The 23,868-nt window shown below is 73.0% G+C and carries 19 protein-coding genes and 2 pseudogenes; 14 read left to right on the top strand and 7 right to left on the bottom strand.

Annotated elements, in window-relative coordinates; all coding sequences use genetic code 11:
• Window positions 1–67: 67 nt before the first annotated feature.
• From J2X68_RS33545 to J2X68_RS33530, 4 genes and pseudogenes are all read right to left on the bottom strand, one after another.
• Window positions 68–279: pseudogene (locus J2X68_RS33545) on the bottom strand (SAM-dependent methyltransferase); the annotation flags it as partial.
• 370 nt (window positions 280–649) lie between these two features.
• Window positions 650–1,669 (bottom strand): sporulation protein, encoded by a 1,020-nt coding sequence (locus tag J2X68_RS33540; protein ID WP_310436374.1) that lies wholly within the window; start codon window positions 1,667–1,669, stop codon window positions 650–652.
• Between the two features lie 533 nt (window positions 1,670–2,202).
• The gene (locus tag J2X68_RS33535; protein ID WP_310436373.1) at window positions 2,203–2,655 is read right to left on the bottom strand and encodes a DUF6114 domain-containing protein; all 453 of its coding nucleotides are present in this window, start codon (window positions 2,653–2,655) and stop codon (window positions 2,203–2,205) included.
• Window positions 2,655–3,320: a DUF6230 family protein gene (locus J2X68_RS33530; RefSeq protein WP_310436424.1), complete on the bottom strand. Its 666-nt coding sequence runs from the start codon at window positions 3,318–3,320 to the stop codon at window positions 2,655–2,657. The genes J2X68_RS33535 and J2X68_RS33530 overlap by 1 nt, the downstream gene beginning before the upstream one ends.
• 737 nt (window positions 3,321–4,057) lie before the next feature.
• Here J2X68_RS33530 and J2X68_RS33525 point away from each other — a divergent pair.
• Entirely contained in the window at window positions 4,058–4,693 is a 636-nt protein-coding gene (locus J2X68_RS33525) for a Tat pathway signal sequence domain protein (protein ID WP_310436372.1), read from the top strand.
• Between the two features lie 76 nt (window positions 4,694–4,769).
• Here the strand turns inward: J2X68_RS33525 and J2X68_RS33520 are convergent, their stop codons facing one another.
• The gene (locus J2X68_RS33520) at window positions 4,770–5,714 is read right to left on the bottom strand and encodes a lytic polysaccharide monooxygenase (protein ID WP_310436371.1); all 945 of its coding nucleotides are present in this window, start codon (window positions 5,712–5,714) and stop codon (window positions 4,770–4,772) included.
• 386 nt (window positions 5,715–6,100) lie between these two features.
• On the opposite strand from J2X68_RS33520, the gene J2X68_RS33515 reads away from it, so the two are divergent.
• The 4 genes from J2X68_RS33515 to cyc2 all read left to right on the top strand — a co-directional run bounded on the left by J2X68_RS33515 (window position 6,101) and on the right by cyc2 (window position 13,467).
• Window positions 6,101–7,909: a S8 family peptidase gene (locus tag J2X68_RS33515; RefSeq protein WP_399041475.1), complete on the top strand. Its 1,809-nt coding sequence runs from the start codon at window positions 6,101–6,103 to the stop codon at window positions 7,907–7,909.
• 738 nt (window positions 7,910–8,647) lie between these two features.
• Window positions 8,648–9,298 carry a ScbR family autoregulator-binding transcription factor gene (locus tag J2X68_RS33510; protein ID WP_310436369.1) on the top strand — a complete coding sequence of 217 codons (651 nt, stop codon included), beginning with the start codon at window positions 8,648–8,650 and terminating at the stop codon, window positions 9,296–9,298.
• Between the two features lie 190 nt (window positions 9,299–9,488).
• Window positions 9,489–10,907 (top strand): damage-control phosphatase ARMT1 family protein, encoded by a 1,419-nt coding sequence (locus J2X68_RS33505; protein ID WP_310436368.1) that lies wholly within the window; start codon window positions 9,489–9,491, stop codon window positions 10,905–10,907.
• A gap of 376 nt (window positions 10,908–11,283) precedes the next feature.
• Complete coding sequence (gene cyc2, locus J2X68_RS33500) at window positions 11,284–13,467, top strand: germacradienol/geosmin synthase Cyc2 (protein WP_310436367.1); 2,184 nt, start codon at window positions 11,284–11,286, stop codon at window positions 13,465–13,467.
• Here cyc2 and J2X68_RS33495 read toward each other — a convergent pair.
• Entirely contained in the window at window positions 13,365–14,189 is an 825-nt protein-coding gene (locus J2X68_RS33495; protein WP_310436366.1) for a glutamine amidotransferase-related protein, read from the bottom strand. The two genes, cyc2 and J2X68_RS33495, sit on opposite strands and share 103 nt — an antisense overlap.
• A gap of 93 nt (window positions 14,190–14,282) precedes the next feature.
• Between J2X68_RS33495 and J2X68_RS33490 the strand changes: the two genes are divergently transcribed.
• The 6 genes and pseudogenes from J2X68_RS33490 (at window position 14,283) to J2X68_RS33465 (ending at window position 18,957) form a co-directional block, all read left to right on the top strand.
• Entirely contained in the window at window positions 14,283–15,149 is an 867-nt protein-coding gene (locus J2X68_RS33490) for a LysR family transcriptional regulator (RefSeq protein ID WP_310436365.1), read from the top strand.
• 107 nt (window positions 15,150–15,256) lie between these two features.
• Window positions 15,257–15,856: a PDZ domain-containing protein gene (locus tag J2X68_RS33485; protein WP_310436364.1), complete on the top strand. Its 600-nt coding sequence runs from the start codon at window positions 15,257–15,259 to the stop codon at window positions 15,854–15,856.
• A gap of 186 nt (window positions 15,857–16,042) precedes the next feature.
• A pseudogene (locus J2X68_RS33480) lies at window positions 16,043–16,282 on the top strand (LysE family transporter); the annotation flags it as partial.
• A gap of 17 nt (window positions 16,283–16,299) precedes the next feature.
• Window positions 16,300–16,500: a hypothetical protein gene (locus tag J2X68_RS33475; protein ID WP_310436426.1), complete on the top strand. Its 201-nt coding sequence runs from the start codon at window positions 16,300–16,302 to the stop codon at window positions 16,498–16,500.
• A gap of 311 nt (window positions 16,501–16,811) precedes the next feature.
• The gene (locus tag J2X68_RS33470) at window positions 16,812–17,939 is read left to right on the top strand and encodes an aminopeptidase P family protein (RefSeq protein WP_310436363.1); all 1,128 of its coding nucleotides are present in this window, start codon (window positions 16,812–16,814) and stop codon (window positions 17,937–17,939) included.
• Between the two features lie 49 nt (window positions 17,940–17,988).
• Window positions 17,989–18,957 (top strand): aminoglycoside phosphotransferase family protein, encoded by a 969-nt coding sequence (locus J2X68_RS33465; protein WP_310436362.1) that lies wholly within the window; start codon window positions 17,989–17,991, stop codon window positions 18,955–18,957.
• Window positions 18,958–19,032: 75 nt separating this feature from the next.
• On the opposite strand, the gene treZ is transcribed toward J2X68_RS33465, so the two are convergent.
• Entirely contained in the window at window positions 19,033–20,778 is a 1,746-nt protein-coding gene (treZ, locus tag J2X68_RS33460) for a malto-oligosyltrehalose trehalohydrolase (RefSeq protein WP_310436361.1), read from the bottom strand.
• A gap of 165 nt (window positions 20,779–20,943) precedes the next feature.
• Between treZ and J2X68_RS33455 the strand changes: the two genes are divergently transcribed.
• From J2X68_RS33455 to J2X68_RS33445, 3 genes are all read left to right on the top strand, one after another.
• Window positions 20,944–21,495 carry a DUF1707 and FHA domain-containing protein gene (locus J2X68_RS33455; RefSeq protein WP_310436360.1) on the top strand — a complete coding sequence of 184 codons (552 nt, stop codon included), beginning with the start codon at window positions 20,944–20,946 and terminating at the stop codon, window positions 21,493–21,495.
• A 441-nt stretch (window positions 21,496–21,936) separates the two neighbouring features.
• The gene (locus tag J2X68_RS33450) at window positions 21,937–23,262 is read left to right on the top strand and encodes a M14 family zinc carboxypeptidase (RefSeq protein WP_310436359.1); all 1,326 of its coding nucleotides are present in this window, start codon (window positions 21,937–21,939) and stop codon (window positions 23,260–23,262) included.
• A complete protein-coding gene (locus tag J2X68_RS33445; RefSeq protein ID WP_310436358.1) occupies window positions 23,259–23,714 on the top strand; it encodes a subtilase-type protease inhibitor in 456 nt (151 codons plus the stop codon). Before J2X68_RS33450 ends, J2X68_RS33445 begins: the two co-directional genes overlap by 4 nt.
• The last annotated feature ends 154 nt before the right edge of the window (window positions 23,715–23,868 follow it).

Below are 23,868 nucleotides of genomic sequence, written 5' to 3'. Positions count from 1 at the left end.
GGCGGCGATGACCTGGAGGAGCATATCCGCAGCTGAATTGACTGATCGTCAAACAATCGGAGCCGGCTCAGGGCTTGCGGCCCACGGCCCTGTCCATGGCGATGTCCGCGCCGCGGTTGACCTCGGTGCCGGTGCCGTCGGGCGCCGGCGGGGGACCTGGACGATCCCCGGGTCGAGCAGTTCGAGGCCGGTGAAGAACTCCGCCGCCTCCGCCAGGGTGCGCGACCGCGTCGGCATGCCGCGCGCCGCGGCCTCACGCGCGACGCGACCGACCTCTTCCCAGGGGTCGCACCTCGGCCGCCGTCGCCGCCCTTGCCGACGGCGGGTCCTCCCGTGACGGCACGTCGAAGGCGTCGAAGGCGTCGGAGTCCGCGAAGGCCCGGAGAACCCGGAGAACCCGGAGAGCCCGGAGGCCCGGAGAACCCGGAGGTCCGGAGGCCGGGAGAGCCCGATGGCCCGGAGTACTCGGAGAGCCCGGAGGACCTGAGAACCCGGAGAGCCGGAAGGCCCGCAGAGCCTGGAGAGCCCGGAAGACCCGGAAGACCCGGAAGACCGGAAGAGGCCGGGAAGCTCGGTCCAGCGCTCGTCTCCCGCTGCTCTCGCACCTGATCCGGCCGTTCTTCTCCCTCTCCCTCTCGCTCTCCCTCTCCTAGTACTCCTCGTTCTCCTCTGCTTCGACTCCCTCCTCTTCGTCGTCCCCTCCCTCTTCTTCCTCTTCTTCGAAGAAGTCACCGATCTCGTCCACCACTTCGGCCACCACCACGCCGCCGACGGCCCCTGCGCCGAGCCCCGCCGCGCTCGCGACGGCCGTTGCGCCCGTGCCGGGGAAGGAGCCGTGTACGGCGAGGTGGTCGGCGTGCGACGCGGAGTGGACGTAGGCCTGCGCGCCGTACGCCTCACGGTGCTCGGTCACCCGGCGGATCCAGCCGTCGACCTCGCTGTTCCAGTCGAGTACCGGCACGTCCTCGTGGCGCACGGTGAAGCGGGTCAGCGCGTCGTGGCCGGGAGTGAGCGGGCCGCCGCGCTTGTCGGCCTCCAGCACGACCTCCAGGCCGGACGCGGTGGTGAGGAAGGTCAGTTCGATGTCGGTCACGGCGTGCGCGTACCGAGGGGGCGGGGTGAGCTCGATCTCCTGGTAGAACGGCAGCCGTTGCCCCGTGCCCCCGATGCGACCGTGCTCCAGGTCGGCGGAGCGGAAGCCGAACCCGAGCTGCCCGAGCGCTTCGAGGACCGCCTCCTGCACGGGCAGCGGACGGACGATGAGCGGGTCGAGATCGCTCCGGTCGCGGGCGTCGGCCACCGCGAGCTCGGTGCGCACGCCCAGGACGACGCCCAGCGGCTGCCCGTACAGCTCGTTGACCGGTGTCTCCCAGGGCACCGTGACGGAGAACGTCACGCTGCGTTCCTCGTCCTCGCCGAGCAGGAATCCGCCACCGACCACATACCGCTCGAAGGCGACGGCGCCCTCGCTCTCGCCTTCCTCGTGCTCGGCCTCGACGCGTGCCAGCAGCTCCAGGCCGATCTCCTCGATCTCCACGGCCGTCCCGCCGCCCCGCAGCCGGACCTGCCCCGACAGCGCCCCGCCGGGCAGCACCGCCTCGTCGTCGAGCACCGTGTCCACCGAGGGGCAGCCTACGCCGATCGCCCCGAGCAGCCGTTTGAACACCATGCCCTGTCGCTCCTTCACGCCGAACCCACTGCCTCGAACCCATTCTGGTGATCTTCCGCTGAACTCACCGCGACGGCCGAGAAGTTCCCACGTCACCTGTTCGAAGGACGTGGGAGGGCGGGGTGGCGAAATGAGACGGATCACGCCTCCGGACGGACCGGGAATCCGGACGGATCCAGAATCCGGACGGGCCGAGCGACAGGAGGGGCACGAATCCGGACGGGTCGCGAAGGACGGCAGGTCGTGCCGTCGAAGAGGCGGTCACTCCCCAGGGAAGCGGATCCCCGGGCACGCGGATCCCCAGGCATGCGGATCCCCAGGCATGCGGATGCTCAGAGACGCGGATCCACAAGAGCCGGAAGAGTGGCGACACCGGGCGACACCGAAAGAGCGGCGACACCGGAAGGCCGGCGACACCGGCGGGGCCGGGCGGCCCGCTGTGCGCAGGTCGTCCCGGCCCCGCCGGTGAGAGGACGTACGGCCGTGTGCCACGGCCGCGCGTCAGACGCGTGCCTGTCCGCGTGTCGGGCAGGTCACCCCGCTCCGGGCAGCGGGCCGTCCTGCCGGACCGACTCGGCCGTGTGTTCCGGTCGCTTCTCCTTGTGCCGCTGCCGGCGGCTCCGGCGCGGTTCCTGGTCGGGCAGCCAGCCGAAGGCGAGGCTGCTGCCCACGGCACCCATCAGGAGGCCTACGACGAAGCCGCCGATGTTGGAGGTCAGCCAGGTGCCCAGGGAGAGCAGGATGGCGATGATCGAGTAGAACAGCCGCTGGGTCGGGTTGAAGAGGATCAGCAGACCGCACACCACCATCAGGGTGGGCAGGAGATAGCCCGCCAGGCCCTGCATCCCCACATGAAGGATCACCGGGAGCGGCGCCTTCATGGTCACGAGGATCTCGGCGCCGCCCAGGACGAGCAGCACGCCGCCCGCGAAGGGCCGGTGGCCTCTCCACTCCCGGAAGCGGCCCCGCCACTGGGTGAAGGTCATTACTTGCAGCCCTCGCTGGAGAAGCTCATCTTCAGGCCGGGAAGCTTGAAGACGGCCGCGGTGGCCGCGTAGTTGTGCTGGTACAGGTTCTTGATGACGACCGTGTCGGCCTGCTGGCCGTAGACGCCGGCGGGACCCTGGATCGGGACCTTGTCGAAGGTGCTGGAGTCGCGGCCGATCTCGATGTTGTTGAACTCGGCGTCGCCCGAGATCTCGTCGGAGTCGATGGCCAGGTTCTTCACGCTCACCGGCGTGGATCCGCCGCCGGCCTTGAGGACGAGCTGGATGCCGCCGAGGTCGACGCTCTGGCACATGTTGGTGATCTTGCCGTTCTTCACGACCGAGGTGACGACCAGGACCTGGCCGCCGGTGTCCCCCTGGTTGGGGCTGTTCTCGATCATGTTGTCCAGACCGCCGAACTGCGCGAAGCCCTCACCGTCGAGCCTGTCGGCGGTGACCACGAAGGGCATGCCGGAGATCGCGAACTGCACGCCCAGGGCGCCCTGGGCGGTGAGGACCGCGAGCCCCGCGGCGACGAGGGTGGCGGGTATCGCCATGACGGCGGCCCGGCGCGGCCGGACCCGGCCGCGTCTCGTTGTGGAACCGCTTTCGGGGTTCTCGGGGAAGTTGTCGGCGGACGAAGTGACGTCCGGGGACGAGGCCATGTCTGCTCCCATGCGCTTGATCGTGCGGGTTGGGCTTCAGTGGCACGTTGTCCTGGCGCGGACAGCGGCTGCCACGCACGCCTCCTCGCGACTCCCGGAAACCGCAAGGGCTTTCTGGTTACGCAGCAGTAGCCGTCCAGGAAGTTACCGATGGTTACACCAGCCGGTCAAGGGAGATGTGGAAAAAGAGTGTTCATTATGTGCCGCCTGCCGAGCAGGCCCCCCGACAGGCTTTCGCATATATCTGTCACACCATCAACTTTGTTGCAGAGCCTTGACGTTGACTGACCATCAGGTCTAGAACTCTCCCTGGCTCAGCCGGGATCCGTGGCGCCGGATCCGCAGCGCGGCGACACCGCCGCGCTCCCGGACGCTTTTCAGCCAGTACGGGCCACACGGACCCGAGCTCGATCCCTTGACGGCACCGGTACGGCCGCTTCCCCCCGCGGGCCGCGACCGGTCGCCCCTCCCCGCCCGGCCCGGCCGGAGTCACTCGCCAGTGCCTCCGGCCGGTCACCGGCCGGCCGCCGTTGCCGGTCCGTCACGTACGGAGAAGGCGTCACGGGCCGGCGACGGCGGACGCCGACCAGCGTCCTTCCGGTTGCGATCAGCGACGCGCCGGTTCACCCCCACCGATCCCCCCACCGATCCCCCCACCGATCACCCCCCACCGATCCACCGGTCACCCCCCACCGAACACCCCCGAATCAACCCCCACTTGAGAAAGAGGCACCCGCATGCGCACTCGCTCCCTCCTCGCCCTCGCAGGTACGGTCGTCGCCCTCTCGCTCACCGCCGTCACCCCGGCCTCCGCGGCCGGCGCGGTGCTGACCACGGCCAACGGCGACGTCGCCGTCGGTGACGTCCTCAACGCCTCCCTCGCCAGCGGCACGACCGCCACGCTCTACTCCAGCGCGACCGGCACCAGCGGTGTCTCCTGTGCCACGTCCGGGTTCAGCGCCACCGTCACCGACAACCCCACCGCGCCAGGCACGGCCACCGAGTCGCTCACCGCGCACACCTTCGGCAACTGCACCGCGAACGTCGTCGGCGTGCTAGGCGTCACCAGCATCACGGTCAACAACCTGGCCTACACGACCAGTGTCTCCTCGGGCGGCACCGTCTCCGTCACCCCGCCGAGCGGCTCCACCATCCAGACCACGGTCGTGCTGCGCACGCTGCTGGGCAGCATCAACTGCGTCTACCAGGCGCCCAGCCTGACGGGCACGGCGAGCAACGCCGACAACAGCATCACCTTCACCAGCCAGCAGTTCACCAAGACGTCGGGCTCGTCGCTCTGCTTCGCCAACGGCTACTTCACCGCCAAGTACGCCCCCGTGACCGACGCGGGCGCGGTCGTCTCCGTCAACTGAGCCCCGTCACCCGTAACTGAACAGCGTCCACGCGACTGATCGTCCGACGTGCGACCGGACTCCGTTCCCGCGGAGTTCAGCGTCGGCGCAGGCGCACGACGAGGGCGGCGCCGCCGGTGAGCACCAGCACCGCCGCGGCGCCGCTCGCCAGTATCGGCGCGGACGGCCCGGAGCCGGACCCGGTGGTGGAAGCCACCGGAGTGCTCTCGGGGCCGGCCGCGGCGGCCTGGGCGGGCGCGGCGCCGGAGGCGGTCGCCACCGACGGAGCCGTGGACGGTGAGCTCGGCGTCGGGCCTGCGGACGTCGCGGACGTCGCCGGCGTGGCCGAAGCGGGCGCCTTCGTCGTCGGGCCGCTCTCCGGCTTGCTCGGTGAAACCGCTTCCGGGAACACCACGTCCGAGCACGAGTAGTAGGTGTCCGGCGTGCTGCTGTTCTGCCAGATCGTGTAGAGCATCTGACGTCCCGTCCGGTCGGCGGGCAGCTTCGCCGTGAGGTGGTACGCGCCGTTCTTCAGTGCCGGGTCCTTGACCTCGGCGAACGGACGCGTCGGCAGGTCGGACCAGGTGAGCGGTTTCGACGGGTCGTAGCCCGGCTTCGTCAGATACAGCTTGAACGTGCCGGTGTGCGCGATCGTCGAGGCGTACGTCATGCGCAGGGTCCCGCCCGGGGTGAGCCGGGTCGACGGCCAGTCGGCGCGGGCGAGGTCGAGTCCCTTGTACGCGGACAGGCCGCCGCTGCACAACTGCCCGTCGGGAATGGTCTGCCGGTCGCGTCCGTTCACGTCCGCCACCCGCAGGTTGTCCCACGCGGCGAAAGAGGTGCCGTTGGCGTCGACGGCCGCCCGGCAGGCCGCGGTCCCTGCGTCGGCCCCGCCTTCGGGGGAGCAGGCGAACACCCGGCTGACCGGATCCGTGGGGGCGCCGTGCGCCTGCGCCGGTCCGGCGGCCCACAGGCCCAGCAGGAACGGGCTCACGGCGGCGGCCGCCAGGGCTGCGGTGCGATGTGCGGTCGTGCGGGGCATCGGGGACGTCTCCTCGGCCGGCGCGGGAACGGTCTGCAATCAGTACGGGAATCCCGTGCGGGGCGTTCAGTCCCCGTCCGGCAGTCGGTGTGCGCTGCCCGGCGGCCGGCGCGCCGCCCGGACGCGATCAAATCGGACACGCGCTGGCTGATTCCGGTCGTCAAGGGTTGGATTTTGGCCGGATCGAGGGTTTCCCCTGTATCCGAATGACTGATCCTTTGCCTATCGTTCCTGCACAGCCGACCCACAGGTAACCCCGAGGGGGTCGGACCCCGCGCCTGGCCGGCCTTTCGCGCTGCACTTCGATGCACCCCCCGCCGCTTCCCCGCCGAAGCGAATCGACCGCCGCTCCGCCCTGCCCGGAGTCGGTTACGAAAGGCATGCCCTTGCGCACCTCACCCCCCTCGAGACGGAAGCTGATATCCGTCGCCGCGGCCTCCGCGGCCCTGCTCACCGCAGCGGCGACGGCCTCGGCCGTCGCCGCCCAGGAAACCGTTTCCCAGGGTTCCGCCGTCCCCGCGGCCCAGACCGAAGCCGCGCCCGGTACCCCGGCCGAGCGCCTCATCGTCGGCTACAAGTCCGGCGCCGCCGAGGCCAGGTCGAACCCGGCCGCCGAGGCCGACGCCGCCGCCAAGGGAGAGAAGACCGGCGAGGACGTCGACTTCCAGCGCCGTCTCGGCACCGGCGCCGCCCTGGTCGACCTGGGTGACGACGTCACGCAGGCGGAGGTCGCCGACGTCGTCGCCCAGTACCGGGCGGACCCGCAGGTCGCCTACGTGGTTCCGGACCGGCTGAACCAGCCGAAGGCCGACCCGAACGACACCGAGTACACCAAGCAGTGGGACCTCTTCGAGACCACCGCCGGTATGAACGTGCCGGGCGCCTGGGCCACGTCGACGGGAACCGGTGTCACCGTCGCCGTCATCGACACCGGTTACGTCGCGCACACCGACCTCGCCGCGAACATCGTCGGCGGCTACGACTTCATCGCCGACACCGCGGTCTCCGTCGACGGCGACGGCCGCGACGCCAACCCGGCGGACCCGGGCGACTACTACGCGGCCGACGAGTGCGGCTCCGGCGTCCCGGCGAGCAACTCCTCCTGGCACGGCACCCACGTGGCCGGCACCATCGCCGCCGTCACGAACAACAACAAGGGTGTCGCGGGGATCGCGTACGGCGCGAAGATCTCCCCGGTGCGGGTGCTCGGCAAATGCGGCGGTTACGACTCCGACATCATCGACGCGATCACCTGGGCGTCCGGCGGCACCGTTTCCGGAGTTCCCGCCAACTCCAACGTCGCCAAGGTCATCAACATGAGCCTGGGCGGCGACGGTGCCTGTACCTCGGCGACCCAGAGCGCGATCACCGCCGCCGTGAACCGGGGAACGACGGTCGTGGTGGCGGCCGGCAACGAGAGCGACAACGTCGCGAACCACTCGCCGGGCAACTGCGACAACGTCATCTCGGTCGCGGCGACCAACCGCACCGGGGCCAAGGCGTCCTACTCCAACTACGGTTCCCTCGTCGACATCTCGGCGCCCGGCGGCCAGACCAGCACCGGCACCGCGAACGGCATCCTGTCCACCCTGAACTCCGGGACCAGGACGCCGTCGAGCGAGTCGTACGCCTACTACCAGGGCACCAGCATGGCGACCCCGCACATCGCGGGCCTGGTCGCGCTGGTCAAGTCGGCGAACTCCGCGCTGACCCCCGCGCAGATCGAGACGGCCATCAAGAACAACGCCCGTGCCCTGCCCGGCGCCTGCTCCGGCGGCTGCGGCGCGGGGCTGGCGGACGCGACCAGGACGGTGCAGGCGGTGAGCGGCTCAGGGGGCTCCACGGGGGGCACCACCTTCACCAGCACGACCGCGGTCCCGATCCCGGACAACGGCTCCGCCGTCGAGTCCCCGATCACCGTCAGCGGCCGCACCGGCAATGCCCCGAGCACCCTCAAGGTCGGTGTCGACATCACGCACACCTACCGCGGCGACCTGGTGATCGATCTCGTCGCGCCCGACGGCAGCGCCTACCGGCTGAAGGCGGCCAGTTCCTCGGACTCGGCGGACAACGTCAACACCACGTACACGGTGAACGCGTCCGGCGAGACCGCCAACGGCACCTGGAAGCTGCGTGTCCAGGACACCGCGGCGCAGGACACCGGCAGACTCGACAGCTGGCAGCTGACGTTCTGAGGGAACTCGCTGCTTGCCGTTTGTGAGGAACGGGCGGGCCGACCGGTGTGGATGGACGCCGGGCCGGCCCGCCTTCTTCTGTCTGTTCCCACCTGTTCTCACCCGTTCCCGTCTGTTTCCGGTGAAGCCGGTTGTTGCCTGTTCCCGTCTGTTTCCGGTGAAGCCGGTTGCCGCCTGTTCCCGTCTGTTTCCGGTGAAGCCAGTGGCCGGCTGTTCCTGTCCCGGCCCGGTGAGGCCCGTTACTACCTGTTCCCGTCCCCGCCGGTGAAGCCCGTTACTGCCTTTTCCCGTGCGGCGACGTGGGCACGGGCTCCCCCGTCAAGTGCCCTGCGGACGCAATGAGTTACCTGTGTGTTTCCAGCCGTTTCCCCTGAAAACAAACCGGCCGCCTCGCACATGAAGGCCCCTCGAAAGGCGTGCTCCGCGCGGCGCCGTGGGAACCGCGGTACGCGGTTACACGTGTCGCTCGATGGTTCCGGCATCCCGCACTCGCGCCGCCCACAGGCAGAAACCGCGCACCCCGTCTCTTTTGATCCGGGCTCGATTATGCCTCCGGTACGTTCTCTGTGGGAGGCTGCCATCGGCAGGCCAGCAGCGGCGCACAAGTCGGTTGAGCGCAGGGGCCGTCGGCTGTCTTCACTCCCATGGCCAATACAGTCTTACCGTGAGCTATTGTGTACGGGGGGTAAGAAAAAACGGCATGACCCGTTCGTTACCGGCCCGGGAGAGTACCAGTCGATGGCGAGGCAGTTACGCGCCGAACAGACCCGCACGACGATCATCACGGCCGCCGCCGACCTGTTCGACCGGCACGGCTACGAGTCGACCAGTCTCAGTGACATCGTCGCGCACGCCCATGTCACCAAGGGCGCCCTCTACTTCCACTTCGCGGCGAAGGAGGATCTGGCCCACGCCATCATGGAGTTGCAGTCCTCGGCCTCGCGCCGGATCGCCGGCGAGATCGACGACCGGGGTTACGCCTCGCTCGAAGCCCTGATGCGCCTGACGTTCGCCCTGACGCGACTGTCGGTCGAAGGGCCGATCACCCGGGCCGGCCTACGGCTCGCCACGGGCGGAGTGGCGGTCCGGCCGCCCCTGTCGCATCCCTTCGTGGAGTTGCTGGACCTGATCTCCCGGCGGCTCGGCGGTGCGGTGAAGGAGGCCGACATCCATCCGGACGTCGACGTCGACGCCGTGGCGCACTCCCTCGTCTGCTTCTTCGTCGGGACCCGCGTCGTCGGCCGGTCCCGCGAACCCGCCGGCCGACTGCCCCGCCGGATGGCCGAGATGTGGCACGTCCTCATCCGCGGCCTGGTACCGGTACCGCGTCGACCGCGCTATCTCAGCCTCGCGGCACGGCTGGAGCGGGAGATCATGGCGGTGGTGTGAGGGCCCGGGTCCTCGGCCCGTGGCGCCGGTGTTCCGCGCCCGGTGATGTCCGGCGCCCGGTGCCTGATGCGGGTGTTCGGTGCTCGGTGCCCGGTCCGTCACGTCTGAGAGGTGAGGGGCTCGGGACGCGTGGCCGTGGTACGCGTGACGGTACGGCCCGGGCCGTGGGCCCCGGGATACGGTGAGCCGCATGTCCGACACCCCCGCGCCGCCCGTCATCCTCGGCGACGAACCCGGCTCGTTCCCGCACAGCGTCCTGGCCGAGCGGCATCCGGCGATCATTGAGCAGGTGCGGGAGGCCTTCCCCTACGGTCCCGACATCCACCGGAGTCTGGACGCGCTGCTGGACAACTGCACCAAGGGAGTGATCGAGCCGCTCCCCGCCGATGCGCCCGACCGGGACCGGTGGCGGGCCTGGGGCCTCGACGCGTACGCGGGCCGGTCCTGGTTCGACGTGCCGTGGCTGTGGTCGGAGAGCTACTTCTACCGTCAACTTCTGGAGGCCGTGGGCTACTTCGGGGCCGGACCCTGGCGGGGCATCGACCCGTTCCGCCCCTTCAAGCTCGCCGAGCTCGACGCGCCCGAGACCGACGAGGAGGTGGCCGTCCTCGACACGCTCGAGGGCCGCCCGGTCGCCGAGCAGGCCCGCGCACTCCTGCACGGCTCCCTGTGGGGCAACCGCGCCGACCTCGGCTTCCGTCTGTCCGACGGTGAGGCGGAGAAGCGGGCCGCCGTGCCGGGGTTGGTCGCCGACGAGAGTGAGACCCTGTGGTCGTTGCTACCGACCCCGACCCCGACCCCCAGCCCCAGCCCGGATACCTATGCGGACGCTGCCGCGGGTACGGAAACCCGTTCCGAAACCGGTATCCGTGGCGAGACCAGCACCGGCACCGGCACCAGCACCAGCACCGGCACCAGCACCGAGACCGGCACCGGCACCAGCACCAGCACCGGCACCGGCACCAGCACCGAGACCGGCACCGGCACCAGCACCAGCACCGGCACCAGCACCGAGACCGGCACCGGCGACAGGACCGGCACCCTGTGTCTGGTCGCCGACAACGCGGGTCGGGAGCTGATCCCCGATCTCCTCCTCGCCGCGCATCTCCTCGCGCGCGGGCAGTGCGGCCGCGTCGTCCTGCACGTCAAGCCGTACCCGTACTACGTCTCCGACGCCACCACGGCCGATGTCGTCGACGCGCTCAGGAAGCTGACGTCCGCGGGGGGAGCGGCCGCCGATCACGGTCGGCGGCTCTGGGCGGCCATGGCCGACGGCACCCTCACGGTGCGCGCCCATCCCTTCTCCGCCGCCCCGCTGCCCTGGGCCGCGATGCCGGAGGACTTGCGGGCCGAGTTCGCGGCGGCCTCCCTGACGATCGTGAAGGGCGATCTCAACTACCGCCGTCTGGTGGGCGACAGCCGGTGGAACCCCACCACCCCGTTCGCCGAGGTGACCGCCGGCTTCCCGGGCCCGGTCGCGGCACTGCGCACCCTCAAGTCCGACGTGATCACCGGCCTGGACGCCGGCACGGTGGCGGCCCTGGTCGCCGCCGAGGGGCAGCGCTGGCGCACCGGGGGAACCCACGCGCTGATCCAGGTGCGGGGCTGATCCAGGGACGGAACTGATCCGTCCGGGTGCGGGAGTGACGCCCGCGGGCGGGCGGACGGAGGGGCAGTCGCGGACGGCGGGCACGGCCAGGACCGGGCACCGGACTGCCGGGCGAACGCGACGGGAGCGCCCGCCGGGCCCCGTCCGTGTCGACGACGCCGAGCGATGACGCCGAGCGACGACGTTGAGCGGCGAGGCCGAGCGACGACGTTGAGCGATGACGCCGAGCGACAGCGGCCGGGCAGGTGACGCGAGGGCCGGACGGGCGGATACGCCAAGTCCCGTACGATTCAGGGCTTCCCGTCCGATTCACGCGATGGTGTGATCATGTGTCGCCCCGTGGATGGCGGCGCGGACCCCCGGGTAGGGCCCGGCCATGACGCAACCGTTCGAACTCCCGCACTTCTACATGCCGCACCCCGCGCGCCTGAACCCGCACGTCGAGGAGGCGCGGGCCCACTCGACGCAGTGGGCGCGCGACATGGGCATGCTGGAGGGGTCCGGGATCTGGGACCAGGCCGACCTGGAGGCGCACGACTACGGCCTGCTCTGCGCCTACACCCACCCCGACTGCGACGGTCCCGCGCTGTCGCTGATCACCGACTGGTACGTGTGGGTGTTCTTCTTCGACGATCACTTCCTCGACATGTTCAAGCGCACCCCGGACCGGGCCGCCGGCAAGGCGCACCTGGACCGGCTGCCGCTGTTCATGCCTCTGGACCTGTCGACGCCCGTGCCCGAGCCGCGCAACCCGGTCGAGGCGGGCCTCGCCGACCTGTGGACGCGCACCGTGCCCGCCATGTCGCCGGACTGGCGCCGCCGCTTCGCCGTGGCGACGGAGCACCTGCTCAACGAGTCGATGTGGGAACTGTCCAACATCAACGAGGGGCGGATCGCCAACCCCGTCGAGTACATCGAGATGCGGCGCAAGGTCGGCGGGGCGCCCTGGTCGGCGGGGCTGGTGGAGTACGCGACCGCCGAAGTCCCGTCCGCCGTGGCCGGGTCGAGGCCGCTCAGGGTGCTGATGGAGACCTTCTCCGACGCCGTGCACCTGCGCAACGACCTGTTCTCCTACCAGCGCGAGGTGGAGGACGAGGGCGAGAACAGCAACGGCGTGCTGGTCCTGGAGACGTTCTTCGGCTGCACCACCCAGGAGGCCGCCGACACCGTCAACGACATCCTCACCTCCCGCCTCCACCAGTTCGAGCACACCGCGTTCACCGAAGTGCCCGCGGTGGCCCTGGAGAAGGGCCTCACCCCCGACCAGGTCCTCGCGGTCGCCGCGTACACCAAGGGGCTGCAGGACTGGCAGTCCGGCGGCCATGAATGGCACATGCGCTCCAGCCGATACATGAACAAGGGCGCCGCCTCCGAGGCTCCCTGGCAGAGGCTGACCGGTCCCGGCACCTCCGCCGCCGACATCGGCGCGCTGCTGGCCTCGGCCGCCTCCGAGCGCCTGCGCGCGTACGCGCACGTGCCGCACCAGAAGGTCGGCCCCTCGCTGCTGCCCGACTTCCACATGCCGTTCCCGGTGGAGCTGAGCCCGCACCTGGAGGCGTGCCGCCCGCGTCTGAAGGCCTGGTCGCACCGGATGGGCATCCTGCAGGAGGGGGTCTGGGACGAGGACAAACTCGCCGCCTACGACCTCCCGTTGTGCTCGGCCGGGCTCGATCCGGACGCCACCGCTGAGGAACTCGACCTCAGCGCCCAGTGGCTGGCCTGGGGGACCTACGGTGACGACTACTACCCGCTCGTCTTCGGCAACCGGCGCGATCTGGCCGCCGCCCGCCTGACCACGGCCCGGCTGTCGGCCTGTATGCCGGTCGACGGCGAGTCGGCGCCCGTCGTCCCCGTCAACGCCATGGAGCGCGGTCTGATCGACCTGTGGGCGCGCACCACCGTGGCCATGACCCCCGACCAGCGGCGCACCCTGCGGGCCGCGGTCGACGTCATGACCGAGAGCTGGGTGTGGGAGCTGTCCAACCAGCTGCAGAACCGTGTCCCCGACCCGGTCGACTACCTGGAGATGCGCCGCGCCACCTTCGGCTCCGACCTCACACTGAGCCTGTGCCGCATGGGCCAGGGCCCCGCGGTGCCGCCGGAGGTCTACCGCAGCGGCGTCGTCCGCTCGCTGGAGAACGCGGCCGTCGACTACGCGTGCCTCACCAACGACGTCTTCTCGTACCAGAAGGAGATCGAGTACGAGGGCGAGATGCACAACGCGATCCTCGTCGTGCAGCACTTCTTCGGCTGCGACTACCCGGCCGCGCTCGGCATCGTCCACGATCTGATGACCCAGCGCATGCAGCAGTTCGAGCATGTCGTCGCACACGAACTGCCCGTCCTGTACGACGACTTCGACCTCTCGCCCGCAGCGCGCGAGGCGATGGGGCACTACGTCGCCGACCTCCGGAACTGGCTGGCCGGCATCCTCAACTGGCACCGCGAGGTCGACCGCTACAAGTCCGCGTACCTGGCCCGCCGCACCCATGGCTTCGTGCCGGACGCAGCCCCGCCGCCCGTCCCGCACCTGCCGCTCTCCGCGCTCTCCTCCAACTGACCTTCCCTGCGGGAGGCGTGACCGACCGCGGCTCGCGCCAGTGCCCGGACGATCGGGTGCGGGCGTGAGCCGTCGCCGGACAGCTCCGGCTGGAAGAGGGAGGCCAGGAAGAAGGGGTGGCCCGGCAGTTCGGCGATGCGGACCCGGCCGTCCTCGTCGTGGCCGGAGAACCGCAGACCCCCGGCGCGCAGGGTGTCGAGGTGGCGGGAGGGGCCGTAGGCGCAGAAGTAGCGCTCGACCGTGCGCTCGGAGCCGATCACGGACTGGGCGAGCGACCCCGGCTCGATCGTCACGGCGCCCTCGTGGCCGACCAGCGAACAGGCCAGGGGCTCGATGAGGAGATCGTCCGCCTCCGGGTCGTTCTCGGCGTGCGCCGCCCGCGACAGCCCGCAGACGTGGCGGGCGTACTCCAGGAGTGCGTGCTGGAAGCCGCCGCAGGTGCCGAGGAACGGGATGCCCTCCTCGCGTGCCGTGCGGATCGCGGACAGGACGCCCGACTCGCTGCGGTAGGGGCTGCCCGGCAGCACCCAGACGGCGTCGAATCCGCGCACCGCGCCCTCGGCCTCCGCCTCCTCGGACGGGATCCAGTAGGCGTCCAGGACGAGCCGGTCCCGGGCGGCGAGCGCCTCCACCAGGAGCGGGACGCGGGTGTGCGAGACGACGTTCGGGGAGCGGTCGCCGACCAGGGCGACCCTGGCGATACGAGCTGCGGTGTCGGTCATGCCGTTCATCCTGGGGCGGTCCTGATTTCACGTCCAACGATGATTGCTGCACCTTCGATAAGCAGAACTGATGCGGCCTGCGACCCTGGGCGCATGGATCCGCATCTGCTGCGCACCTACGTCGCCGTCGCGCGCCTCGCCTCCTTCTCCGAGGCCGCCCGGGAACTCGGCTACACGCAGTCCGCCGTCTCCCAGCACATCGCGGCCCTCGAACAGGACCTCGGCGCGCCGCTGCTCACCCGCAGGCCCGTGCTCCCCACCACGGCGGGCGAGCGGCTGCTCGAACATGCGGGAGCGTTGCTGCTGCGCCTGGACGCGGCCCGCGCGGACGTCGTCCGGATCGCCGCGGCGCCCTCGCACGGGCTGACCCTGGCCGGCTCGCCGACCGCCCTCGGCCCGACCGCCCTCGCCGCGCTCCCGCCCGCCGGGGTGACGCTGCGGGTGCTGAGCCGTGACGGCGTCTGCGCCGCCGTCGCCGACGGCACGGCCGACGTGGGACTCGTCGACGGCCTGGCCGCGCCCAGCGACCCGCTCCGGCTGCCCGACGTCGCGCCGCTGACCACGCTCGGCGTCGGCGAGGAGCCCGTCCGCGTCCTGCTGCCCGCCGGTCACCCCCTGGCCGGGCGCGGCGGCCTGCGCCTCGGCGACCTCGCCGACGCGCGCTGGCTGGACGCCCCCGACGCCGGGCTGCCGCTGCCCCAGCTGCGGGCCGCGAACGGCGGCCACGGCTTCCGCCCCGCCCTGCGCTACGACGGCGCCGACCTCCGTGTCCTGACCGCCCTGGTCGCCGCGGGCCACGGGCTCACCCTGCTGCCCCGCTCGGTGGCGGACGGCGCGCCGGGCACCGCCGCCGTCCCGGTCACCGGACCCCGCGTCGTGCACCGGGTCGAACTCGTGCACGCGGGCGCGCCGTCGGGCGCGGCCCGGGCCCTGGTGGAGGCGCTGTCCACCCGCCCGTGACCTGCGGCGCGGCCGACGCGTACCGCCCCTGACCCTGGGGCAGTCTCACTCGTTCGTGGCTCGTGGTGCGCCGGTGCGCCGGGTAGAGCACCAGCCGGAGGCGATCCATGGAACAGACAGCGTTGCGTCCCAAGCCCCTGCCCGGTTCGGAGTCCGCAGGCGGTGCCGGGCCGGGCGGCCCGGCCCGGCGCCCGCACGCCGCGCGCCGCCGCGGCCGACGGCTGGCGACCCTGCTCTTCGGCCTGTCCGCCGGCGCCGTCCTGGTCCTGACCGGCGTCGGACTCGGCACCGTGGGGGCGACCGTGATCGGCATGAGCAGACTGGCCGAACTCCAGCGTCAGGCGGGCCCGGGCGGTCCCGGCGCGGCGTCCACTCCGGCCCGACCGGGCCCGGCCGCGCCGGACGGTTCGCCCGGCACCGCCACGGCGTCCCCGCGCCCGCCGGACGCCACCCTGGGCCTGGAGGCCGTGGACGCGGAACACGAGGGCGCCGAGATCGTCGCCGTCCACATCCCCGGCCCCGGCTACACAGCGGGCCTGGTCCGCGGCGACGTCGTGGTGATGTTCGGCGGCACCAGGATCGAGTCGGCCACGGATCTCGCCCGGGCGGTCGACGAGGCCCGCCCCGGCCAGGCGGTCAAGGTGACGGTGCGCCACGGACGGGGTGGATACGGAAGGCTGACGGTCGTCCCCGGCGTCGTCACGTGAGCGGACCGCGGCCACGGCCGCCCCCCCCGCGGCCACGGCCGCCCCCCCCGCGGCCGCTGCCCTGCGGGTCCGCCGGCGCCCGGCCCGCGCCGCCTCCGGGCAGACCACCGGCCGGGCGGACCACCGGCCGGGCAGACCACCGGCCGGGGACGGACCACCGGCCGGGACGGACCCGGCCGCGCCCTCATGAGCGCCGTGCCGACCTCCCTCCTGGCGTTCCCGGGCGCCTGCACCCTCGTCGCCGCCTCGCCCGGGCCGAGCACCCTGCCCGTCGTCCAGCAGTCGCTGCGCAGCCGCCGGGTCGCTCTCCCGGCGGTGCTCGGCAACCAGACCGGCGTGTCCGTCCGGGGCGTCGTCGCGGCGTTGGGCCTGACGGCCCTGCTGACCGCGTCCCGGGCCGCCCACGACGTCACGCGCCTCGTCGGCGCCGTCGTGCTGGTCCGGTGCGGCGTCCAGGCCCTGCGGCAGGCGCAGGGGAGGACGGCGCGCCGGGCGACACCGGCCGCGAGGCCGCCGGGCAGAGCGGCTGGGCCTCCTACCGGGGCGGGCTGCCCCGGAACCCCGCCGACCCGAAGGCGGCCGTCCTCGCCCTGTCCTTCCTGCCGCAATGTGTGCCCGGGGGCGCCCCCGCCTGCCCGCCCTGACGGGCCTCGCGGCGCTCCGGGCGGTCCACGAGGTCGGGTACTACGGTCTGTACGTGTGGTTCGCGGGCCGGATGAAACCCGTCCTGCCCCGGGCCGGCGTACGCCGCGCCTGGAGCGGGTCTCCGGCGGCGTGCTGCTGCTCCTGGGCCTGCGGACGGCCCCGGACGGCTGACCCGGGCCGGTTCCCGCCGAGACCCGCGCCGAACCGGCTCGCGCGACCCCCGCCGTACGGGCAGGATGCTGCCCGTGGTCCCGTCCGCGGCACCACGTCCGCAACACGTCAGTCGCCACGTCCTGTCTGGGAGGCCCGGATGACCGGCACCGCCACCGCGCCCTTCACCGCCGACGACTACCGGGCCCGCCTGGAGCGGGCCGCGCACCAGGCCGCCGAGGCCGGACTCGCCGGACTGCTCGTGGCGCCCGGCCCCGACCTCGTATGGCTCACCGGCTACGCGCCCACCGCCGTCACCGAGCGGCTCACCCTGCTCGTCCTCGCGCCCGGCCGGGACCCCGTCCTCGTGGTGCCGACGCTGGAGGCCCCCGACGCCGCGAAGGCGGCCGGCGCCCCGGCGCTCACCCTGCGGGACTGGACCGACGGCAAGGACCCCTACGCCGTCACCGCCGCCCTCCTCGACGCGCGCGGCCGGTTCGGCATCAGCGACAGCGCCTGGGCGATGCACCTGCTCGGCGTCCAGCGGGCCCTGCCCGCCACCTCCTACGCCTCGCTCACCGAGGCCCTGCCGATGCTGCGCGCCGTCAAGGACACGGCGGAGCTCGAGCTGATGGCGGCGGCGGGAGCGGCCGCGGACGCCACCTTCGAGGAGATCCGGAAGGTTCCCTTCGCCGGGCGCAGGGAGACCGAGGTCGGCGCCGACCTCGCCGCGCTGCTGCGCCGGTTCGGCCACTCCCAGGTCGACTTCACCATCGTCGCCTCCGGGCCGAACGGCGCCGACCCGCACCACGAGGTCGGCGACCGGGTCATCGAGCGCGGCGACATGGTCGTCCTGGACTTCGGCGGCCTCAAGGACGGCTACGGCTCGGACACCTCCCGCACCCTGCACGTCGGCGAGCCCACCGACGAGGAGCGCCGGGTCCACGACCTCGTGCGCGAGGCCCAGGAGGCCGGCTTCCGGGCGGTCCGGCCGGGCGTGGCCTGCCAGGAGGTCGACCGGGCCGCCCGCGCGGTCATCGCGGACGCCGGCTACGGCGAGTACTTCATCCACCGCACCGGTCACGGCATCGGCGTCACCACCCACGAGCCGCCGTACATGATCGAGGGCGAAGAACTGCCGCTCGTGCCCGGCATGTGCTTCTCCGTGGAGCCCGGGGTGTATCTGCCGGGCCGCTTCGGCGTGCGCATCGAGGACATCGTCACCGTCACCGAGGACGGCGGCCGCCGCCTCAACGACACCACCCGTGAGCTGGTCATAGTGGACTGACCCGCCTCCAGGAGTTCCCGGCATCCATCCGAACGGCAACGGCGCGACCATGACCCAGGCACCGACACCCACCGCGGACACCGTCCGCCGACTGGTCCGCGCGCTCCTCGACGAGGGCGGCGCGGGCGGCTCAGGGCCGGAGGTACGGCCCGTCGTCGCGGGCGCCTCGCCCTCCACCTGGTGGGTCGGCGCCCGCCATGTGCTGCGCCTCGCCCCCGACCGGGAGACGACCCTGCGCCGCCGCCGCGAACTGCGGCTGCGCGACCTCGTCCGTCCGCACGTCCCGGTCGCCGTGCCCACCAGCGTCGCGCACGGCGAGTGGTCGCCCGGGCTGATGTACACCCTCGACACCAAGCTGCCCGGCGGCACCGCCGAGGAACACGACGTGTCGGCCGTCGGCGAGGCCGATCTCGCCGGACTGCTCCGGGGGCTGCGCGAGGTGCCGCCCCGGCAGGCCGAGGCGCTCGGCGTGCCGCGCACCGCCCCGCGCTCGCTGGAGGCGCTGCGGCGGATGGCGGTGGCCGCCGCCGCGCGCCTCGCCCGCGCCGACGAGTTCGACCCGGCCCGCCTGCACCAGCTCACCTCGCCCGGCGCGGCCCAGCTCGCCGCCCAGCCCGGCACCGCCGTCCTCGTCCACCACGCCCTGCTCGGCGAGCACCTCGTGGTGAGCGCCGACGGCCGGGTGCGCGGTGTCCTCGACTGGACCGGCGCCGTCCTCGGGGATCCCGCCGAGGACATCGCCGGGCTGGCCCTCGCCGTCGGTTCCGGCGCCGCCGTCCGCGCCGCCACCCTCGCCGGCTACGGAGCCCGCCCCTGTCTGCGCGGCCTGTGGCTCGCCCGCTGCGACACCGTCGTGCGCCTCGCGGAACACCTCGACGACCGCACCGCAGGACCCCGGGACGCCGAGGCGCTCACCCTGCCACGGGTCCGGCTGGCACGCGCCTGGGAGGCGATCCTGCTGGAGCGGGTGACGGAGTTCCGCGAGGAGGGCGAGGGCGGGACGGGCGACGCGGGCTGAGGGGACGGGCGTACGGGGCGGGGGAGGGGGCCGGACCGCGGGCGGGCGAGGGCCGCCCCCTCCACCGGGTGCGTCTCAGTCCTGTTCCAGCACCACGCAGGACTCGCCGGGCACGTGCAGCAGCCCGTCCCGGCCCGGTACGTCCACCGGGTCCCAGGTCACGAGGACGCGGGCCGGACGCGGGCCCAGGGGGATCGCCGCCGGCTCCTTGCCGAGGTTGACGGCCACCCGGACGTCACCGCGCCGGAACGCCAGCCAGCGCGCCCGCGCGTCGTAGGCGACCTTGATGTCGGCCAGATCCGGATCGGTGAGGTCCGCGGTCGCGTGCCGCAGGGCGATCAGCTCGCGGTACCAGGCCAGCACGCGCGCGTGGGGCTCGCGCCCGGGCTCGGACCAGTCCAGGCACGAGCGTTCGCGCGTCGCCGGGTCCTGCGGGTCGGGCACGTCCTCCTCGGCCCAGCCGTGCGCCGCGAACTCCCGCCGCCTGCCCCGCCGTACGGCCTCGGCCAGCTCCGGGTCGGTGTGGTCGGTGAAGTACTGCCAGGGCGTGCCCGCCGCCCACTCCTCGCCCATGAAGAGCATCGGCGTGAAGGGCGCGGTCAGCGTCAGCGCGGCCGCGCAGGCCAGCAGGCCGGGGGAGAGGGACGCCGAGAGGCGGTCGCCCTGGGCGCGGTTGCCGATCTGGTCGTGGGTCTGGCTGTACCCGAGGAGCCGGTGCGCGGGCAGGCGGGTGCGGTCCAGCGGACGGCCGTGGTGCCGGCCGCGGAAGCCGGAGTAGCTGCCGTCGTGGAAGTAGCCGCCGGTGAGGGTCTTGGCGAGCGCGGCGAACGGGTCGCGCGCGAAGTCGGCGTAGTAGCCCTGGGACTCGCCGGTGAGCGCGGTGTGCAGGGCATGGTGGAAGTCGTCGTTCCACTGCGCGTGCAGGCCCAGGCCGCCCGCCCGGCGGGGCGTGATCAGCCGCGGGTCGTTCAGATCGGACTCGGCGACCAGGAACAGCGGCCGGCCGGTCTCCGCGGCGAGGGCGTCCACCGCCGTCGACAGCTCCTCCAGGAAATGGCACGCGCGCGTGTCCGCCAGCGCGTGCACCGCGTCCAGCCGCAGCCCGTCCAGCCGGTAGTCGCGCAGCCAGGCCAGCGCGCTGCCCAGCAGATAGGCGCGCACCTCGTCCGAGCCGGGCGCGTCCAGGTTGATCGCCGCGCCCCACGGCGTGTGGTGCGTCTCCGTGAAGTACGGGCCGAACACGGGCAGGTAATTGCCGGACGGGCCCAGGTGGTTGTGCACCACGTCCAGGACGACGCCCAGACCGTGGGCGTGGGCCCGGTCGACGAACCGCTTCAGCGCCTCGGGACCGCCGTACGGCTCGTGCACCGCCCACGGCGCGACCCCGTCGTACCCCCAGCCGTGCCGGCCGGGGAACGCGCACAACGGCATCAACTCGACGTGGGTGATCCCGAGTTCGGCGAGATGGCCCAGGCGCTCCGCGGCCGCGTCCAGCGTGCCCTCGGGGGTGTACGTGCCCACGTGCAGCTCGTACAGGACCGCGCCCGGCAGCGGCCGGCCGGACCACGGCGTGCGCCACGCGTACCGGGTCTGGTCGACGACCGCGCTCAGCCCGTCCGGGCCGTCCGGCTGACGGCGTGAGCGGGGGTCCGGGCGGACCGGCCCGTCGTCCACCGCGAACCCGTACCGCGAGCCGTCCGCGGCCTCCGCCTCACCGGTCCACCATCCCGCACGCTCCGGATCGCGCTCCAACGCGCGGGTGACGCCGTCGCACTGGAGCGTCACACGTTCGGCCTGCGGTGCCCACACCTCGAACTGCACGGACGGTTCCCCTTCGTCTGCTCACCGTGATGTAGCCCGTCGGGTCCATCGTGCTGCACGCGAGATCAATCCGCTTTTGGAACACTCCCATTGACGGCAGGCGCGCGACCCGGGCGTTTTCGCGTCTTCTGGACACCCGGGGCCCGCTGACCGACAATCACCAGCGTGACGTCGTCTTTCGAGTTCAACACGTACCCCGCGCGGTTGTCCGACGTGGAGCGCGACCGGGCGCTGAAGGTGCTGCGTGACGGCGTCGCCATGGGGCGGCTGTCGCACGACACGTTCATCAGGCGTATGGAGCTGGCTCTCGTCGCCCGCCGCTCCGACGAGCTCGCCGTCCTCACCGCCGACCTGCCCCGGGAGAGCCGCTTCTCGCGGGCCGTGTTCGGCACCGTCGAGGCGGTCTCCGGCTTCTCCGTACGGCTGCGCAGGGCCTGGCAGGCCGAGCGGCTGCCCAAGCTGCTGCTGCCGCACCCCGGCACCGAGAGCGCGCTGCGGATCGGCCGCGACCCCGCGAGCGGGCTCAGGCTGACCCACGACAGCGTCTCGCGCGTGCACGCCGAACTGCGCCGCCAGGGCGGGATGTGGGTGCTGCGCGACCTCGGCTCCACCAACGGCACCACGGTCAACGGGCGCCGGGTCATCGGCGCGGCCGTGGTCCGCGAGGGCGACCAGGTCGCCTTCGGGCGCATGGCGTTCCGCCTCTCGGTGAGCTGACCCGCCCCACGGAACCGACCCGCCGACCGGCTTGCTCCGCCGAGGGGCACGTCCCGCCGGCCGGCTCGCTCGTCGCGCCGACCGACCGAGCGGCCGACTTGCGCCGCCGCACGTTCCGCGCCGCCGCACGCTGGGCACCGCCGACGGGCCGCGTCGCCACGGGCTGCCGCCGGGCCGGACCGTCCCGGAGCGCTGCCCGGTCCGCTCGGGCGGCCGGACCGCCGGTCCGTACGCGACCCGTCGCACCGTCGCGCCCCGGCGGGCCGGCGGGACACCCGCGCTCGCCCGCGTCACCACGGTCCGCTCAAGTCACCACGCGTACCGCGGTGTTGACGTACCCCCGGCCCATGACTCACTGTGCGTACACCAGACACGCCAGGTGAACCGACGGCGCCACCCTGTGGGAGGTGTGCCCTGCCGCCCCTCCTCCGCTACCCGACCGTGGACGAACTCGCGGCCCGCGCGGCCGCGCTCGCCGTCCGTGGTTCCGGGGACGTCCGGCTGCGCCGCGTCGGGGTCTCGCGCGCGGGCTCGCCGCTGTGGCTGCTCTCCGTCGGCCGGGGCGCCCGTCAGGTCCTCGTCGTCGCCGGACCGCACGCCAACGAGCCCGTCGGCGGCGCGACCGTCCTGCGGCTGGCCGAACGGGTGCTGGCCGACCCGCGGCTCACCGTCGGCGCCGACGCCACCTGGAACCTGCTGCTCTGCCTCGACCCGGACGGCCTGCGCCGCAACGAGGGCTGGCTGACCGGCCCCTACAGCCTCGGCCGCTACTTCCGGCGCTTCTTCCGGCCCGGTTTTCTGGAGCAGCCCGAGTGGCTGCCCGACGGCGCCGCCGCCGCCGCGCTGCCGGAGACCCGCGCGCTGCTCCGTCTCCAGGACGAACTCAAGCCCTTCCTCCAGTGCTCGCTGCACGGCGTCGACGTCGGCGGCGCCTTCGTCGAACTCACCCGCGACCTGCCCGGACTCTCCCGGCGGGTCGCCCACGCCGCCGCCCGCCTCGGCATCCCCCGCGAACTGGGGCCCTACGACACCCTGTACTGGCCGCGCCTGGGGCCCGCCGTCTACCGGATCCCGCCGCCCCGGCCGCGTGATCGGGCCGCCGCCATCACGGAGGCCGCCGTCGAGTCGACCTGGTACCACCCGCACCGGCACGGCACGCTCACCGCGGTCGTCGAGGCGCCCATGTGGGGAGTCGCCGCCGCCGAGGACGACTCCCCGCCCGCCGACCGGGACGCGGTCCTGCGTGCCGTCAGCTCTGCCCTGCGCCGTGACGCACAGTTGCTGGAACGTATCCTCGCGCGGGTGCGGCCGCACCTCGCCGGGCCCGACGCCGCCCGTCTGCTCGCCCCGGTCGACGACTATTTACTGGTCTGCCCCGGTCTCGCGGACGCCTGGGACCCCGCCACCGCCGACCCCGCCCGTCCGCTGCCCGTGCTCAGCACCGCCCATCTGACCGCGCTGCGCATCGCGGGCCGCCGGATCGCCGTGCGGACGGCGGGCCTGCTGCACCAGCTCGTCGTCGGCGCGGGACGCGACCCCGCGGGCGTGCTGCCGGAGCTGGACGGGCTCATCGACGCGTGGTGCGCCGGCTACGAGGAGGAGTGCCGGGCACGCTGGATTCCCGTCGCGCGCCAGGCGGAGTACCAGGCGCGGGTGGTGTTCGCCGCGTTCGAGCTGGCCGGCCGCCGCGCCGCCGAGCACGCCGGTGCCCGTTCGGGTGAGCCGGACTGGGGTACACAGCCGGTCGTGCCGATGCATCGGGAATGACGTACTTCCTCACCTGTCTCCGGCCGGCGAAAGCCGTACGACGCGCGCTCCCGGCCGCGGCCGCCCTCCTGCTCGCCGCCGGCGCCGCCCCGGCCGTCGCCGTCTCCCACGACGCCCTTCCCGGCAACTGGCTCCAGCTCACCGTCACCCGGGGCGACTCCCGCTCCAGCGACACCCGGGGCACCCTGCTGCTGTGCGACCCGCCCCAGGGCCACTCCCGTGCCGCGGAAGCCTGCGACGTCCTGACGCGGGCCGACGGCGACGTCGACGCCCTCGCCGCGGACGGCAGCCGCATCTGCCCGCTCATGTACGCGCCGGTGACGGTCCGCGCGCAGGGGCAGTGGAACGGGCGCCCGGTCGACTACGAGCGCACCTTCGGCAACGACTGCGAGCGGGAGGCGCTGACGGGGGCGGTGTTCGCCCTGGACGACCAGGAGGTGCCGGAGGTCTGACCCGGCCAGGCCGGCCGGGGGGGGGGGGGGGCCCGCGGGGGGGCCGCCCGCCCCCCCCCCCCCCCCCCCCCGCCCCCCCCCCCCCCCCCCCCCGGGGCGCCCCCCCCCCCCCCCCCCCCCCCCCCCCGCGGGGGGGGGCCCCCCCCCCCGGGGG

The sequence above is a fragment of the Streptomyces sp. 3330 genome (genome assembly GCF_031456635.1).
In the GTDB taxonomy this organism is placed as follows: Bacteria; Actinomycetota; Actinomycetes; order Streptomycetales; family Streptomycetaceae; genus Streptomyces.
This window is presented reverse-complemented; position numbering and strand designations above follow the sequence as displayed.